Below are 14,861 nucleotides of genomic sequence, written 5' to 3'. Positions count from 1 at the left end.
AAGGGCATGCAGGAGCACGCGGGTGATGATAGGCGTATCGCGCCCACGACGCCATCGCGACAACGCGCGCCCTCACTCCGGCAGCACTTCCCCCTTCGTTTCCGGCGCGAACGGAATCACCAGCAAGCCGATGACGAACGCGAGCGCCGTCAACGCGACCGGCACGCCGAGCGTATGCATGCGCAGCACCGCCGCGCCGAGCAGGAAGTTCACCCCCGCGCCGACGAAGCGGCCGAACGACGTGCAGAACGCGAACGCGGTCGCGCGCACGCGCGTCTCGAACTGTTCCGGCAGCCACAGGCTGAACAGCGCGAAGTTGCCGCCGAAGAAGCCGAGCACGAACAGCCATGCGACGAACGGCACCAGTCCATTCGGCAAATAAAAAGCCCAGCCGAAGCTGGCCGCGATCGACACCGCCATCCCCGCGAAATACACCGCGAGCGTCCACTTGCGGCCGATCCGTTCCGCGAGCGGCGGCAGCGCGAGACAGCCGAGGATCGTGCCGATCGACAGGATGCCGGTCGCGATCGACGCGCTGCGGATCGCTTCGGCCTTGTTCGCGCCGGCGCGCGTCGCAAGCTGGATCACCGCGGACGGCTCGTACACCGCGCCCGCCCACAGCCCGATGATCGCGATCGTCAGCAGCGCGCACGCCACCCACGTGCGCCGCCGATAACCCGGGCCGAGAATCTCGCGCAGTGGCCGCGTATGCACGACGCGCGCCTCGGCGTTGCGCCACTTGTCGGTCTCCTTCACACGCAGCAGGATCAGGATCGCGACGACGACCGGCACCGCGCCGGTCAGGAACATCGCGCGCCAGCCGAAATGCACGCCGACCGTATAGTTCAGCGCGGCCGCGAGAAAAAAGCCCGCGTAATAGCCGGTTTGCAGATAACCGGCGCCCATCTTGCGCCGGTCCTCGGGCCACGCCTCCGCGACGTAGGTACCGGCGAGCGCCCATTCGCCGCCGATGCCGACGCCCGCGAGAAACCGGTAGATGCCGAGCTGCCACACGTTCTGCGAGGTCGCCGCGAGGCCGGTGAAGATCGCGAACATGAAGATCGTCGCCGCGAGCACGCGCGTGCGGCCGAAGCGGTCCGCGAGCGGCCCCCAGACGAACGACAGCCCCCAGCCGACGAGGAACAACGCGAACAGGATCGAGCCCGCCAGGCCGATATTGCTCGCGGTCGCCGCGTAGCCGGACCTCGGCAGCAGTTCGGCGAGCGCCGGCGTGAGCACCAGCGCGTAGATGAACGAGTCCATGCCGTCGAGCGTCCAGCCCGCCCACGCGCCCCAGAAACCGGCGATCTGCGAGCGGTTCAGCGGCGTGCGTTTGCGCGCGCCGCGCGCGGTATCGGTGATCGAATTCATGATGCGTGTCTCCGGTGCTCCAGCGATATCAGGAATGCCCCGACGCGCCGCCGGTCCTGCGCGACGCGCGATGAAGCGCATCCGCCATGCCCGTCCGGCGCGACGACGCCCGTCTTCGAGCGGGTTATTTGCGGCTGGCGCCGACGTCGTTTTATATATAATATTCAATCTCACGCCCGACGCAACGAATGGTTTTCCCCTGGAACGCACGAGCCCAACCATGAGTACGACCACCGGCCTGCCGGCCGCCGAGACGCCGCGCACCAGCACTTCGCGGATGATTGCCGACGCGCTGCGCACGGCGATCGTCGACGGTTCGCTCGCGCCCGACGCGCCGCTGCGCCAGGACGCGATCGCGCGCCACTTCTCGGTCAGCGCGATTCCGGTTCGCGAGGCGCTGCGCCAGCTCGCGAGCGAGGGCTGGGCGAAGATCGAGGTAAACAAGGGCGCGTCGGTCGCGTCGCTGTCCGCCGACGAGGCGCGCGAAATCTACGAGATCCGCTCCGCGCTGGAAAGCCTCGCGCTCGGCATCGCGATTCCGCGGCACACCGCGGCGACGCTGCGCGAGGCGACTTCGCTGTACAACGCGGCGAAGCGCGAGCGCGATCCGTCGCTGTACGTCGCGCGCAACGAGGCGTTCCACAAGAGCCTGTACGCGCCGGCCGCGCGCGCGCAGTTGCTGGAGATGATCGCGACGCTGCATCGGCGCGGCGAACGTTATCTGCGGCTCAAGCTCGACTTTCCGCAATACAAGGGCGAGTCCGATGCGGAGCACGCGGAGATTCTTGCGGCGGTGAAACGCGGCGAGACCGCGGCTGCGCAGTCGCTCGTGGCCGCGCATCTGCTCGGCACCGGCGAATTGATCTATCGTTTCCTGACCACGAACACGCCGGCCGACGAAGCCGCCGCGCCGCGCGTGCGCCGGCCCCGTCCGTCGTCTTCCCGCACGAGGAGTTGAACCTCCGATGAACCCTTCCGCCGAAACGCCGACCTCGCCCGCCGCCCGCTCGTGGACCACGCGGCGCGACGAGAAGGCCCGCCGCCTCGCCGCCGTCGCCGGCTGGCTCGAAGACGGCGTGCTGCCCGCCGCCCGTCTGACCGACGCGCTCGAACGGCTGATCCGCCCCGGCGACCGCGTCGCGCTGGAAGGCGACAACCAGAAACAGGCCGACTTCCTGTCGCGCTCGCTGGCGCAGGTCGATCCCGCCACCGTGAACGGCGTGCATCTGCTGATATCGAGCATCAGCCGCCCCGAGCATCTGACGCTGTTCGAGCGCGGCATCGCGCATCGCGTCGACTTCTCGTATGCGGGCGCGCAGAGCCTGCGCGTCGCGCAACTGCTCGAAGACGGGCAGCTCGAAGTCGGCGCGATTCATACGTATGTCGAACTGTATGCGCGGATGTTCGTCGACCTGACGCCGCAGGTCGCGCTGCTGTGCGCGGAGAAAGCGGACCGTCACGGCAACCTGTACACCGGCCCGAACACCGAAGACACGCCGACGATCGCGGAGGCCGCCGCTTTCAGCCAGGGCATCGTGATCGTGCAGGTGAACGAGATCGTCGACGAACTGCCGCGCGTCGACATTCCCGGCTCGTGGGTCGACGTCGTCGTGCAGGCGGACCGGCCGTATGCGGTCGAGCCGCTGTTCACGCGCGATCCGCGTCACATCGGCGACCTTCAGGTGCTGACCGCGATGATGGTCATCAAGGGCATCTACGCGCCGTATGGCATCACCGCGCTGAATCACGGGATCGGCTTCGATACCGCCGCGATCGAACTGCTGCTGCCGACCTACGGCGAATCGCTCGGCCTCCGGGGCAAAATCTGCCGCAACTGGACGCTGAACCCGCACCCGACGCTGATCCCCGCGATCGAGTCCGGCTGGGTGGACAGCGTGCACTGCTTCGGCAGCGAGGTAGGGATGGAAGCGTACATCGCCGCGCGGCCCGACGTGTTCTTTACCGGCCCGGACGGCAGCCTGCGGTCGAACCGCGTGCTGTGCCAGCTGGCCGGGCAATACGGCGTCGATCTGTTCATCGGCTCCACGTTGCAGATCGACGCCGACGCGAATTCGTCCACCGTCACGCGCGGGCGACTCGCGGGCTTCGGCGGCGCGCCGAACATGGGCCACGATCCGCGCGGCCGGCGGCACGCGAGCGAAGCGTGGCTCAAGCTGCTGAAAGATACCGGGCCGGTGTCGCGCGGCCACAAGCTCGTCGTGCAACTGGTGGAGACGTGGAAAAAAGGCGGCGAGCCGACCTTCGTCGATGAACTCGATGCGATCGCGGTCGGCCGCGCGAGCGGGATGCCCGTCGCGCCGGTGATGATCTACGGCGACGACGTGAGCCACGTCGTCACCGAGGAAGGGATCGCGCATCTGCATCGCGCGGAAGGCATCGACGAGCGGCGCGCGACGCTCGCGGCCGTCGCCGGCGTCACGCCGATCGGACTGCGCGCGAAACCCGAAAAGACCGACGAACTGCGGCGACGCGGGATCGTTCAGTATCCTGAGGATCTCGGCATCCGGCGCGGCGACGCGAAACGCTCGCTGCTCGCGGCGCGCAGCATCGACGATCTCGTCACGTGGTCCGGCGGCCTGTATGCGCCGCCCGCGCGGTTCCGTAGCTGGTGAGCGCGGCAATGCGCACGCACCACGGCTATCCGGCGGCCACCGGCGACGCAGCGCACGGCGGCATCGGGCCTTTTGCACCGGACGCCGCCCCGCTCCCGCCGTTCGCGACGCTCGCGCCCGATGCATGGCTCGCGCGCTTCGCGCACGATGCGCTCGTCGACGAAGCACGGTTGACGCCGAAACCCGCGCTCGTCGATGCGCGCGGCAGCGGCGCGCACCGCGACCTCGATCTCGCGACGATGCTGCGCTCCGCGCACGCGCTCGAACCGACGTTCGCCGCGCTCGCTCGCAGCGCGCGCGGCGCGCGCCCCGGCATCGCGCTGCGCACCGAGCTTGCGCGCATCGGCCGCGCGGGCGAAGCCGCGATGCTGCACGCGACGAACGGCAGCAACGCGCATCGCGGCGCGATCTGGATCGTCGGGCTGCTGGTCGCCGGCGCGGCGATCTGCGATGCGTCGCCGTCCGCCGATGCGCATACGGACGCCGAGCGCATCTGCACGACCGGCGCGCAGATCGCGCGCCACGACGACCTGCGCGCGACGCCGATCGACAGCCATGGCGAACGGGTCCGCGTTCAATACAACGTCGGCGGCGCGCGGCGCGAAGCGCAGGACGGCTTTCCTCACGTGCTGCACATCGGCCTGCCCGCGCTGCATGAAGCACGCGCGAACGGACACGACGAAAGCATCGCGCGCATCGACGCGCTGCTCGCGATCATCGCGTCGCTCGACGACACCTGCTTGCTGCATCGCGCGGGCCTCGCCGGCCGCGACGCCGCGCAGCAAGGCGCGCGCCGCGTGCGGGCGCTCGGCGGCGTCGCGACCCGCGCGGGCCGCGCCGCGTTCGACGCGCTAGAACGCGCGCTGCTCGCGCTCAACGCGTCGCCGGGCGGCGCGGCCGACCTGCTCGCCGCGACGCTCTTCATCGACAGACTGCTTCAGCACCGCACCCGCGGAAGGACGGCTTCATGGAACAACTGACATTCGAGTATCCGGCGCAGCGCGCGGTGACGACGCGCGCACACGTCGGCGTGGTCGGCTCGGGCGACCTCGAAGTGCTGCTGCAACCGGCCGGCGCGATGCGGGCGCGTGTCGTCGTGCACACGAGCGTCGATGGCTACAGCCACATCTGGAAGAGCGTGCTCGACCGCTTCTTCACGCGCTACGACGGCGCGGCGCTCATCGAGATCAACGACTTCGGCGCGACGCCGGGCGTCGTCGCGCTGCGGCTCGCGGAAGCGGTCGAGGCCGCGCAGGACGACGCGCAAGGAGCACGGTCATGAGCACGGTTGTTTCCCCTTCCCCGCACGCGCTGCTGCACGACAGCTTCATCGAACTGACCGCGCGTGAACGCGCGCGCGCATTGCTCGACGCCGGCACGTTCCGCGAACTGCTCGGCCCGTTCGACCGGCTCGAATCGCCGTGGCTGCCGTTGCAGGGCATCGTGTGCCAGGCCGACGACGGCGTCGTGATCGCGCGCGGCACGATCGACGGCGAGCCGGCCGTCGTCGCCGCGATCGAGTCCGCGTTTCAGGGCGGCAGCATCGGCGAAGTCGCGGGCAGCAAGATCGCGGCCGCGCTCGAACTCGCGCTGGCGGACTGCGAACGCGGCCGCATCGTGCGGCCGGTCGTGCTGTTCGAGACCGGCGGCGTGCGCCTTCAGGAAGCAAACCTCGGCCTCGCGGTGATCGCGGAGATCCAGGCGGCGATCGTCGCACTGCGCCGGCACGTGCCGGTGGTCGGCGTGATCGCCGGGATGGTCGGCTGCTTCGGCGGGATGTCGCTCGCGGCCGCGCTGTGCTCGTATCTCGTGATGACGAAGCAGGGCCGGCTCGGCATGAACGGCCCCGAAGTGATCGAACAGGAAGCGGGCATCGACGAACTCGATGCGAGCGACCGGCGTCGCATCTGGCAACTGATCGGCGGCGAGCAGCGCGCGCGGACCGGCTTCGCGGACGCGCTGGTCGACGACGCGACCGATGCGATGCGCTCGGCCGTCCGCGACGCGTTCGCACGCGGCGTACGGCCCGCGCATCGCAGCGAACAGGTGGACGTCTATCTCGCGCAACTCGCACAGGTCGATCCGCAAACCATCACGCCCGAAACGATGCGCGCGATCTTCGCCGCACAGTCTTCGGGTTCGCAGCCATCGAACGGAGGTGCGGCATGAGCAAGACGACGACTCGCGGCGCGCAATGGCTGCAAGCCCTCGCCGGCGACAGCGCCGGCGCCGCGCCGGTCTGGTACGCGGACGCGCCGCTCGGCGGCGACACCGCGCGCTTCATCACGGTCGTGCCCGATGCGTCGAACCGTTTTCCGCGCGCGCGGGACAACGTGGTCGGCCTCGAACAGGGCTGGCGGCTCGCGCACGCGGTGCGCGATACGATCGCCGCCGATGCGGCGCGCGACGTGCGCCGGCCAATCGTCGCGATCGTCGACGTGAAGAGCCAGGCATACGGCTATCGCGAAGAGATGCTCGGCATTCACCTCGCGTGCGCGGCGGCCGTCGATGCGTATGCGAGCGCGCGGCTCGCCGGGCATCCGGTGGTCGCGCTGATCGTCGGGCCGGCGATGTCCGGCGCGTTCCTCGCGCACGGTTATCAGGCGAACCGGATCGTCGCGCTCGATGCACCCGGCACGATGGTTCACGCGATGGGGAAGGAAGCGGCCGCGCGCGTCACGCGCCGCAGCGTCGAGGAACTCGAAACGCTCGGTGAAACGATTGTTCCGATGTCGTATTCGATGGCGTCGTTCGCGAAGCTCGGGCTGCTTGATCGACTGATCGAAGGTATCGACGCGGAAACGCCGGACGCCGCGCAGATCGAGCGCGTGCGCGCGGTACTCGTGGAGATGGTCGGCGACGCGCGCGCGGATGCGACGCGCGACCTGTCGCGCCGATTGCGCAACGACGCGGCGCAACGCACGCGCGCGGCCTCGATCGAGGTGCGGCGGCGGCTCGCGCAGCAGTGGGACGCCGCGTGATGCACGCGCGGACCACGCCGCCGTTCGATGCCGACGCGCCACTGTCGTGCGATCCGCGCTGGCGCGCGCACGATCTGCTGCGCGTCGCGCGATGGCCGCACGAGGTCGATACACCGGACTGGCTGCATGAAGCGTTCGCGCGTGCGCCATTCGCCGTCGTGCGGCGCGAACGGGCCGCGAGCGGATTCGTCGCCGTGGGCTTTCGCGGCGCGACGCGCGCACAACGCTTCGGTACGTGGGTCGCGGCCGATGCGATCGAGGCCGCCTGGTCGCCGGAAGACCTCGTTACAGTCGAGGCGCTCGATGGACGCATTGCGCTGCCCGCTTTCGCTGCGCTGGTGAAGCTGCGCGATACGCGTTCGGCACTGCACGAGTTCGCGTGGGGACCCACGGGCAGCGCGGGCTTCGAACTCGCGGCGCGGGTTCACACGGCGACCGGATCCAGCGACCTCGATCTGCTGATCCGGATGCCTCAACGCTGCGAAACGGCGACGCTGCGTGCATTGGCCGATACGCTGACCCAAACGTCCTCGCTCGTGCAGACGCGCATCGACGCACAACTCGAAACACCCTCGGGTGGCGTCGCGCTAGCGGAACTGGCCGCCGGCAAGCCGCGCGTGCTCGCCCGCGCCGCCGACGGCGCGCGGCTCGTTGCCGATCCGTGGCAAACGGCATGACGCTCGCGCTCGTGTTTCCCGGTCAGGGCGCGCAAAACCCGGGTTTCCTGCATCGGCTGCCCGAACACGACGCGGTGCGTGAAACGCTCGACGAAGCGTCGTCGGCCTTGGGCCTCGATGCGTTGACGCTCGACACGACCGACGCGCTACGCTCGACTGTCGCCGTGCAGGTCGCGATGACGATTGCGGGCGTCGCCGTCGCGCGCGCGCTCGCCAGCGAAGGATTGAACGCGCAGTTTTATGCGGGACTATCGGTCGGCGCGTATCCGGCGGCGGTGAGTTGCGGCGCGGTCTCGTTCAGTGACGCGTTGCGGATGGTCCGCAAGCGCGCGGAACTGATGGAGTCCGCGTGGCCGTCCGGTTATGGACTGGCGGCGATCAGCGGCCTGAACGAAACGCAGATCGAAACGCTGGCCGCCGCGCACGCCGACGACGGCCACGGACGCGTGTACGTCGCGAACGTCAACGCGCCGCGCCAGATCGTCGTCGCGGGATCGGACGCGGCGCTCGACGCGTTCTCAACGCGCGCGCTTAAAACCGGCGCACGCAAGGCGCAACGCCTCGCGGTCACCGTCCCTTCGCATTGCAAACTATTGGACGACGCGGCCGAACAGTTGATCGCAGGATCGAAGGACATGCCGTTTCATGCGCCGCGAGGCGTGTACGTGGACAATCGCGGCGGACGGCCGCTACGCACCGGCGACGCGATCCGCGACGATCTCGCGACCAACATGCGTCACACGGTCCGCTGGTTCGATGCGCTGACGCTGATGGTCGAATCGGACGCGACGGTGTTCGTCGAAGCGCCCCCCGGCGAGGTGCTGACCGACATCACCCGCGATCACTATCCGGATGTGACCGCGCTCGCCGCCGCATCGCTGGCGCCGGATCGGCTGGCGTCGATCGTGAAGCGGCGGCTCGGCGACGGCGCGTAACGTTATCGCGTCGATACAAATCGCCGGTTTATGCGCATAAACGATATTTCTCGAAGTTGAGATATACGCGCAAAGACATTCGCTTCACCCGCGCAACAGCGGGTAAGCGCCAGCAGCCGACCCCGCGCCGATTATCCCGAAATTGAGCACAGTCACCGCTCGCGCGGCGTGACGATCCGAAACGTCAGGTTCACCCGCTCGCCGCCGACTTTCGGCTCCTTCGGCACCCGATGCCGCCACTGCGCCTGCGACTGGCCGCGCATCACGAGCAGGCTGCCGCCCGTCAACTGGAACGAACGCGTAACGCCGGTCGCGTTGTGCCGGAAATCGAAGCGCCGCGTCGCGCCGAGGCTCACCGACGCGATCACCGGCTCCGCGCCCAGCTCCGGTTCGTCGTCGGAATGCCAGCCCATGCCGTCCGCGCCGCTTCGATAGCGGTTCAGCAACACGCTGTTGAAACGCACGCCGCACATCGCGTCGACGGCGTCGCGCAGTTCCGCGACCGCCGGCGACCACGGCTGCGGCACGTTGCGGATGCCCGAATAGACATAGACGGCATCCGGATCGCCCTGCCACGCCGTCAGGCGCGGCAGCGGATTCCAGCCAGCCGGCGTGCGGATGCGGTCCTGCTGCCACGCGGTTTCCGCGACGACACGCGCGAACATCGCGGCCGCCGCGTCGGGCGCGAGCCAGCCGGGAAACCAGTCCACTTCGGGCTGCGGGGTGTCGTCGAACAGATCGAACATCGTGAAGGCGCATCGGCTGAAACAGATCGGACCCGCAGTTTCGCACGACGCCGCGCGAGACACGCGACGCGTCTCTGTCTCGACAGAGGCCAAAACAACGCATCAGGTCAGCAGCGCGACGTAGAACACCACCGCGCCGATCAACGCGCCGATGAAGCAGAAGCCTTCCGGCGCGGCGTCGGTCGTGCGCGAATGCAGCCATGCGCCGACGAAGCCGAACAGCCCGGCGATGCCGAGCGTGACGAACACCATCACCACATAGAACAGGGCCGTGCGGCCGAGATCGGAGATATCGATGCGTCTGACGCCGAGATACAGCGCGAGCGCCATGATCGACAGGACCACCAGCGGCAGCATCACGTGACTCGATTCATGGCCGATGCTGCGGCCATGGTCATGATGCTCGCCGTGCGTGACAGGCTTCATCGTTTTCATGATCCGTCTCCCCCAATGTGCGCGTTCGCGCAACCGGCTGCCGCCGTTCGCGCTGTCTGTTTCGCGGCGCGAGGACGAGCCTTGAATCGAGCATAGTTCATCCGTTGCGCCGGTTCAATGGACGTTTAATAGTCCGCCGCCATGGCCGAAGCAACGCGCGTGCCGCGGCTTTCAGCACCAGCAGATGCGCATTCAAAAACGAGGTTTCGTGCTGCATCGCGCGATGTCGGCAAGGTCGCGCCGCAGGGTCGAGCGGCCTGCAACCACGCGCATGACAAGGCGCATTGCAGCAATGCCGAAACGCATCGCAACGCGCCCCCGCCCGCCGCCCCCATCACGTCAGGCACGCCGTTCGCGCTGCCGGTAGAATGCTCCGCAGCCCTACCCCCGCTCCCTCTCTCATCATCCGGCCAACATGCCCCGTCTTTCGTTTCTGGTCCGCTTCATCATCGTCGGCGTGCTGCTGCACGTTTATGTCGGCTTCCGGCTGATCCCCGACCTGCCGGTCCCGGCGGCCGGCAAATGGATCGCCGTGCTGTGGCTCGTGCTGTCGTGCATCGTGATTCCACCCGGCATGCTCGCGCGGATGATCGAGCGCCAGCCGCTCGGCGACCGCATCGCGTGGAGCGGCCTGCTCGCGATGGGCTTCTTCTCGTCGCTGTTGATGCTGACCGTGCTGCGCGACGTGGTGCTCGCGTCGATGATGACCGTCGACGCGATCTGGCCGCGCGCGATCGATCTGACCGACGCGCGCGTCGGCAGCGCGGCGGCGGTCGTCGTGCTCGCGGTGCTGTCGAGCGTGGTCGGTTTCGTGAACGCGCGGCGGCGCGCGCGCATCCTGTCCGTCGACGTGCCGATTGCCGGCCTGCCCGCCGCGCTCGAAGGCTTCACGATCGCGCAGATCAGCGACGTGCACGTCGGCCCGACGATCAAAAGCAACTACGTGGACGCCATCGTCGATGCGGTGAACCAGCTCGACGCGGACGTCGTCGCGATCACCGGCGACGTCGTCGACGGCAGCGTCGCGCAACTCGCGCGCCACACCGCGCCGCTCGGCCGGCTGCGCGCGCGGCACGGCGTCTATCTGGTCACCGGCAATCACGAGTATTACTCGGGCGCGGACGCATGGATCGCGGAGTTCCGGCGCATCGGCCTCACGGTGCTGATGAACGAGCACGTGGTGATCGGCCATGGCGACGCGCAACTGGTGCTCGCCGGCGTCACCGACTACACGGCCGGGCACTTCGATCCCGCGCATCGCAGCGACCCGGCCGCCGCGCTCGACGGCGCGCCGCGCGACGTCGCGACACGCGTGCTGCTCGCGCACCAGCCGCGCACCGCGCACGCGGCCGCCGACGCGGGCTTCACGCTGCAACTGTCCGGCCATACGCACGGCGGCCAGATTTTCCCGTGGAATTTCCTCGTGCGGCTTCAGCAGCCGTTCACCGCCGGGCTCGCGAAACTCGGCGGTCTGTGGGTCTATACGAGCCGCGGCACCGGCTACTGGGGACCGCCGAAGCGTCTCGGCGCGCCGTCCGAGATCACGAAGCTGCGGCTCGTCGGCGGCGGCGCGCACGCGGGCTGATGCACGCACGCGCCAAATCAGCCTTCGGGAATCGAAAACCACCGACTCGCGCCCCGTCGCGGCGCCGCCTGTCGCGATGCCGCGACAACCCGCGCGCAGAGCCCCATCCCACTGCCGTTATCATGGGGGGCCGCGCGCGGCGCTCCCGGCCTGCCGCGCCGCGTTCCGCACACTGCCCGGCCCCGACAGGACTCCCCAGCCCATGGACGGCAATCACACGCTTCACCGGATCTCGTTTTATCTGCTGCTGTTCGCGGTGTCCGTCGCGCTGTGCTTCGTGCTCGCGCCGTTCTTCAGCACCGTGCTGTGGGGCTCGATACTCGCGCTGATCTTCCAGCCGGTGCAACGCTGGCTCGTCGTGCGCTTCAAGCGGCGCCGCAACCTCGCCGCGCTGACCACGCTGCTGCTGTGCCTCGTCATCGTGATCCTGCCGGCGATTTTCGTCGCGGGCACGCTGATCCAGCAGATCGCGTCCGCGTATGCGCAGATCCGCTCCGGCAGCATGGACATCGGCTCGTACTTCAGCCAGGTCGTGCATGCGCTGCCGCAGTCGCTGCAAAACGTGCTGGCGCGCTACGACCTGATGGACCTGCCGGGGCTCCAGGAGCGGCTGTCGGCGGGCGCGGCGCAGATCAGCCAGTTCGTCGCGCACCAGGCGCTGAACCTCGGGCAGAACACGATCCAGTTCGTCGTCAGCTTCGGCGTGATGCTGTATCTGTTCTTCTTCCTCGTGCGCGACGCGCGCGAAATCTCGCTGCTCGTGCGCGACGCGATCCCGCTCGACGAGCAGCACAAGCAGCATCTGCTGCGCAAGTTCGCGACCGTGATCCGCGCGACCGTGAAGGGCAACGTGGTCGTCGCGCTCGTGCAGGGTACGCTCGGCGGGCTCGCGCTGTGGGTGCTCAACGTCCAGGGCGCGCTGCTGTGGGGTGTCGTGATGGCGCTGCTGTCGCTATTGCCGGCGGTCGGCGCGGCGCTGGTGTGGGCGCCGGTCGCGATCTACTTCATCGCGACCGGCGCGCTGGTGAAAGGCATCGGCCTCGCGCTGTTCGGCACGCTCGTGATCGGCACCGTCGACAACGTGCTGCGCCCGGTGCTGGTCGGCAAGGACACGCGGCTGCCGGACTGGGTCGTGCTGATCTCGACGCTCGGCGGGATGTCGCTGTTCGGCATCAACGGCTTCGTGATCGGGCCGCTGATCGCCGCGCTGTTCATCAGTTGCTGGGACCTGTTCCGCCGCGACCAGCACAGCGAGGAACACAGCGACGACTGAACCGCGCGGCGCGCCAACGGCATCACATCGACACGTGCAGCGGAATGCCCGCGCGGCTCGTGCGCGGCGCGTCCGGTTCCGGCTGCGGACGCGGCGGGCCGCCGTCCACCGCGACCGAGAAGCCGAACGTGTTCACGCCGCCCGCGCTGCGCGCGAACACCGTGCCGCCGTGCATCTCCGCGACGGCCTTCACGATCGACAGCCCGAGCCCGTGGTTTTCGTGGCTGTTCGAGCGCGCCTCCTGCAACCGGTAGAAGCGGTCGAAGATGTGCTCGCGCGCGACCGGGTCGATCGGCTCGCCCGGGTTCGACACCGCGATCTCCACAAGCCGGCGCTGCGGCACGATCGTCACCTGCAACGCGGTGCCGGGCGACGAATGCTGGATCGCGTTGACGAGCAGGTTGCTCATCGCGCGGCCGAACAGCGACGTGTTCACCCACGCGGACGCGTCGCCGTGCACCGCGACCGTCAGTTGCGCCTCTTCGAGCGGCATTTCGAGGAATTCGAGCATCCGCGACACCTCGGCGCGCAGCGATACTTCGGTCAGCTCGGTCGCGCGCTCGCCGCGATCGCTGCGCGACAGGAACAGCATGTCGTTGACGATCACGCGCAGCCGCTCGAATTCTTCGAGGTTCGATTGCAGCGTCTGCCGCAGTTGCAGCACCGAGCGATCGCGCGTCAGCGCCACCTGGGTCTGGCCGATCAGGATGCTGACCGGCGTGCGCAACTCGTGCGCGACGTCCGCGTTGAACGATTCGAGCCGCTCGTACGCGCGGTCGAGCCGCTCCAGCGCGCCGTTGAACGACGTCGCGAGTTCGTGCAGTTCCTCGGGCAGTTCGTCCGAATGCAGCCGCTGCCGCCGGTTCGACGGACTCAACTGCGCGGCCTCCTTCGACAGCCGCGTGAGCGGCGCAAGGCCGAAGCGCGTGACCGCGCGGCTCAGCGCGGCGACCGCGATGGTCGACGCGGCGATCAGCACGCCGAGCGCGATGCCGAAGCGCCGCAGCATCAACTGCGTGCGCTCGCAGTCGCTGCCGACGACGAGCTTCACCTCGGGACGATCGCCGCCGGCCGGCACCGTGTAGGTCGTCAGGATCACGTCGTAATTGCGGCCCGGCTGGCGTATCAGTTGATCGTCCGGCCCGACCGAGCCGGACACCGAGCCGACGATCGGCGTGCCGAACCGGAACCGCGGGTCCGGGCCTTCGACGTAGTAGTGCATCCGGCTGTCCGCCGGCGACAGATCGCGCAGCTTTTCCTGCACGAACGCCCACTTCTCGACGGTCGGCGCGTGGCTGACGATCAGGCTCGCGATCCGCGCGCGGGTGTCGAGCGTCTCGCGCAGTTCGTTGAACAGTTGCCGCTTCATCAGCATGAAGAGGCCGGTGCCGGTCAGCGTGAACACCACGAGCGACACCGCGGCGAACATCGCGGACAGCCGCAGCGAGATCGACCGCTTCATGACGGCTGGCCTCCGTCCTCGCGCACTTCGAGCACGTAGCCCATCCCGCGGATCGTGTGCAGCAGCTTCGCCGCGTGCGGGCCGTCGAGCTTCGCGCGCAGCCGCTTGATCGCGGTCTCGACCACGTTCGCATTGCTCTCGAAGTTCACGTCCCACACCAGTTCGGTAATCAGCGTTTTCGACAGGATCTCGCCGCGCCGCCGCGCGAGCACGGACAGCAACTGGAACTCCTTCGCGGTCAGGTCGAGCCGCACGCCGTCGCGCATCGCGCGGCGGCTGATCAGATCGACCTGAAGGTCGCCGACGGTAATCAGCGTCGACTCCTGCGTGCGCGCGCGGCGCGTCAGCGCGCGCAGGCGTTCCACCAGTTCGAGGAACGAGAACGGCTTCGTCAGATAGTCGTCCGCGCCGTCGCGCAGCCCGTGCACGCGGTCATCGACGCGATCGCGCGCGGTCAGCATGATGACCGGCGTGTCCTTGCGCGCGCGCAGCGCCCGCAGCACGCCGAAGCCGTCGAGCTTCGGCAGCATCACGTCGAGCACGATCACGTCGAAGTCGTATTCGGTCGCCATCCACGCGCCTTCCTCGCCGTCCATCGCGACGTCGACGATCCATCCCTGCTCGGTCAGCCCGCTGCGCAGGTAGTCCACTACCTTGCGTTCATCTTCGATCACCAGCACCTTCATGCCCGTCTCTCCGCTTGTGCGCGGTCCGGATTCGTGCCGGCCGCGTCGTCTGTCGTGCGCGCCGCCGGTCCCGCGCC

At 68.8% G+C, this 14,861-nt stretch carries 15 protein-coding genes; 10 read left to right on the top strand and 5 right to left on the bottom strand.

The genetic code is table 11. The annotated features are described in order from the left end of the window. Positions 1-72: 72 nt before the first annotated feature. Entirely contained in the window at positions 73-1,371 is a 1,299-nt protein-coding gene (locus tag BLV92_RS23890; protein ID WP_090549807.1) for an MFS transporter, read from the bottom strand. Between the two features lie 220 nt (positions 1,372-1,591). Between BLV92_RS23890 and BLV92_RS23885 the strand changes: the two genes are divergently transcribed. The 8 genes from BLV92_RS23885 to mdcH are packed head-to-tail and all read left to right on the top strand — an operon-like array spanning position 1,592 to position 8,597. After that, complete coding sequence (locus tag BLV92_RS23885) at positions 1,592-2,329, top strand: GntR family transcriptional regulator (protein WP_177197981.1); 738 nt, start codon at positions 1,592-1,594, stop codon at positions 2,327-2,329. A 7-nt stretch (positions 2,330-2,336) separates the two neighbouring features. Further along, positions 2,337-4,004, top strand: a complete 1,668-nt coding sequence (mdcA, locus tag BLV92_RS23880; protein WP_090549801.1) for a malonate decarboxylase subunit alpha — start codon at positions 2,337-2,339, stop codon at positions 4,002-4,004. A gap of 8 nt (positions 4,005-4,012) precedes the next feature. Next, positions 4,013-4,984, top strand: coding sequence for a triphosphoribosyl-dephospho-CoA synthase (locus BLV92_RS23875; protein WP_090549796.1), 972 nt, complete (start codon positions 4,013-4,015; stop codon positions 4,982-4,984). Continuing rightward, positions 4,972-5,286, top strand: coding sequence for a malonate decarboxylase subunit delta (locus BLV92_RS23870; RefSeq protein ID WP_090549792.1), 315 nt, complete (start codon positions 4,972-4,974; stop codon positions 5,284-5,286). The genes BLV92_RS23875 and BLV92_RS23870 overlap by 13 nt, the downstream gene beginning before the upstream one ends. Further along, positions 5,283-6,173 carry a biotin-independent malonate decarboxylase subunit beta gene (locus BLV92_RS23865; RefSeq protein ID WP_090549790.1) on the top strand — a complete coding sequence of 297 codons (891 nt, stop codon included), beginning with the start codon at positions 5,283-5,285 and terminating at the stop codon, positions 6,171-6,173. Before BLV92_RS23870 ends, BLV92_RS23865 begins: the two co-directional genes overlap by 4 nt. Then, on the top strand, positions 6,170-6,985 hold the full coding sequence (mdcE, locus tag BLV92_RS23860) for a biotin-independent malonate decarboxylase subunit gamma (RefSeq protein WP_090549787.1): 816 nt from the start codon (positions 6,170-6,172) through the stop codon (positions 6,983-6,985). The genes BLV92_RS23865 and mdcE overlap by 4 nt, the downstream gene beginning before the upstream one ends. Then, positions 6,985-7,662 (top strand): malonate decarboxylase holo-ACP synthase, encoded by a 678-nt coding sequence (locus tag BLV92_RS23855; RefSeq protein ID WP_090551382.1) that lies wholly within the window; start codon positions 6,985-6,987, stop codon positions 7,660-7,662. Before mdcE ends, BLV92_RS23855 begins: the two co-directional genes overlap by 1 nt. Continuing rightward, positions 7,659-8,597, top strand: a complete 939-nt coding sequence (gene mdcH, locus BLV92_RS23850) for a malonate decarboxylase subunit epsilon (protein WP_090549783.1) — start codon at positions 7,659-7,661, stop codon at positions 8,595-8,597. The genes BLV92_RS23855 and mdcH overlap by 4 nt, the downstream gene beginning before the upstream one ends. A gap of 152 nt (positions 8,598-8,749) precedes the next feature. Here mdcH and BLV92_RS23845 read toward each other — a convergent pair whose 3' ends face one another. Both BLV92_RS23845 and BLV92_RS23840 read right to left on the bottom strand, forming a co-directional pair. Next, a complete protein-coding gene (locus BLV92_RS23845; protein ID WP_090549780.1) occupies positions 8,750-9,343 on the bottom strand; it encodes an alpha-ketoglutarate-dependent dioxygenase AlkB family protein in 594 nt (197 codons plus the stop codon). 102 nt (positions 9,344-9,445) lie between these two features. Next, complete coding sequence (locus tag BLV92_RS23840; RefSeq protein WP_090549777.1) at positions 9,446-9,778, bottom strand: hypothetical protein; 333 nt, start codon at positions 9,776-9,778, stop codon at positions 9,446-9,448. Positions 9,779-10,193: 415 nt separating this feature from the next. Between BLV92_RS23840 and BLV92_RS23835 the strand changes: the two genes are divergently transcribed. Together BLV92_RS23835 and BLV92_RS23830 are read left to right on the top strand one after the other, a co-directional pair. Then, positions 10,194-11,363, top strand: a complete 1,170-nt coding sequence (locus BLV92_RS23835) for a metallophosphoesterase (RefSeq protein ID WP_090549775.1) — start codon at positions 10,194-10,196, stop codon at positions 11,361-11,363. 202 nt (positions 11,364-11,565) lie between these two features. Next, positions 11,566-12,636, top strand: a complete 1,071-nt coding sequence (locus tag BLV92_RS23830) for an AI-2E family transporter (RefSeq protein WP_090549772.1) — start codon at positions 11,566-11,568, stop codon at positions 12,634-12,636. Positions 12,637-12,658: 22 nt separating this feature from the next. Here BLV92_RS23830 and BLV92_RS23825 read toward each other — a convergent pair whose 3' ends face one another. Together BLV92_RS23825 and BLV92_RS23820 are read right to left on the bottom strand one after the other, a co-directional pair. Continuing rightward, entirely contained in the window at positions 12,659-14,098 is a 1,440-nt protein-coding gene (locus BLV92_RS23825) for a heavy metal sensor histidine kinase (protein WP_090549769.1), read from the bottom strand. Further along, positions 14,095-14,784 carry a heavy metal response regulator transcription factor gene (locus BLV92_RS23820; protein ID WP_090549766.1) on the bottom strand — a complete coding sequence of 230 codons (690 nt, stop codon included), beginning with the start codon at positions 14,782-14,784 and terminating at the stop codon, positions 14,095-14,097. Before BLV92_RS23820 ends, BLV92_RS23825 begins: the two co-directional genes overlap by 4 nt. Positions 14,785-14,861: the final 77 nt, after the last annotated feature.

Origin of the sequence: Paraburkholderia caballeronis (genome assembly GCF_900104845.1) — a bacterium.
GTDB classification, from domain to species: Bacteria; Pseudomonadota; Gammaproteobacteria; order Burkholderiales; family Burkholderiaceae; genus Paraburkholderia; species Paraburkholderia caballeronis.
Note: the sequence above shows the minus strand (reverse complement) of the source record. Positions and strands in the feature narration are given on the sequence as shown.

Bases quoted from the DNA above. Each gene is read 5' to 3' on its own strand.
- mdcE (WP_090549787.1), top strand. From the start codon at position 6,170: ATGAGCAAGACGACGACTCGCGGCGCGCAATGGCTGCAAGCCCTCGCC.
- mdcH (WP_090549783.1), top strand. From the start codon at position 7,659: ATGACGCTCGCGCTCGTGTTTCCCGGTCAGGGCGCGCAAAACCCGGGT.
- BLV92_RS23835 (WP_090549775.1), top strand. From the start codon at position 10,194: ATGCCCCGTCTTTCGTTTCTGGTCCGCTTCATCATCGTCGGCGTGCTG.
- BLV92_RS23885 (WP_177197981.1), top strand. From the start codon at position 1,592: ATGAGTACGACCACCGGCCTGCCGGCCGCCGAGACGCCGCGCACCAGC.
- BLV92_RS23870 (WP_090549792.1), top strand. From the start codon at position 4,972: ATGGAACAACTGACATTCGAGTATCCGGCGCAGCGCGCGGTGACGACG.
- BLV92_RS23845 (WP_090549780.1), bottom strand. From the start codon at position 9,343: ATGTTCGATCTGTTCGACGACACCCCGCAGCCCGAAGTGGACTGGTTT.
- BLV92_RS23825 (WP_090549769.1), bottom strand. From the start codon at position 14,098: ATGAAGCGGTCGATCTCGCTGCGGCTGTCCGCGATGTTCGCCGCGGTG.
- mdcA (WP_090549801.1), top strand. From the start codon at position 2,337: ATGAACCCTTCCGCCGAAACGCCGACCTCGCCCGCCGCCCGCTCGTGG.
- BLV92_RS23890 (WP_090549807.1), bottom strand. From the start codon at position 1,371: ATGAATTCGATCACCGATACCGCGCGCGGCGCGCGCAAACGCACGCCG.
- BLV92_RS23855 (WP_090551382.1), top strand. From the start codon at position 6,985: ATGCACGCGCGGACCACGCCGCCGTTCGATGCCGACGCGCCACTGTCG.
- BLV92_RS23820 (WP_090549766.1), bottom strand. From the start codon at position 14,784: ATGAAGGTGCTGGTGATCGAAGATGAACGCAAGGTAGTGGACTACCTG.
- BLV92_RS23830 (WP_090549772.1), top strand. From the start codon at position 11,566: ATGGACGGCAATCACACGCTTCACCGGATCTCGTTTTATCTGCTGCTG.
- BLV92_RS23875 (WP_090549796.1), top strand. From the start codon at position 4,013: ATGCGCACGCACCACGGCTATCCGGCGGCCACCGGCGACGCAGCGCAC.
- BLV92_RS23840 (WP_090549777.1), bottom strand. From the start codon at position 9,778: ATGAAAACGATGAAGCCTGTCACGCACGGCGAGCATCATGACCATGGC.
- BLV92_RS23865 (WP_090549790.1), top strand. From the start codon at position 5,283: ATGAGCACGGTTGTTTCCCCTTCCCCGCACGCGCTGCTGCACGACAGC.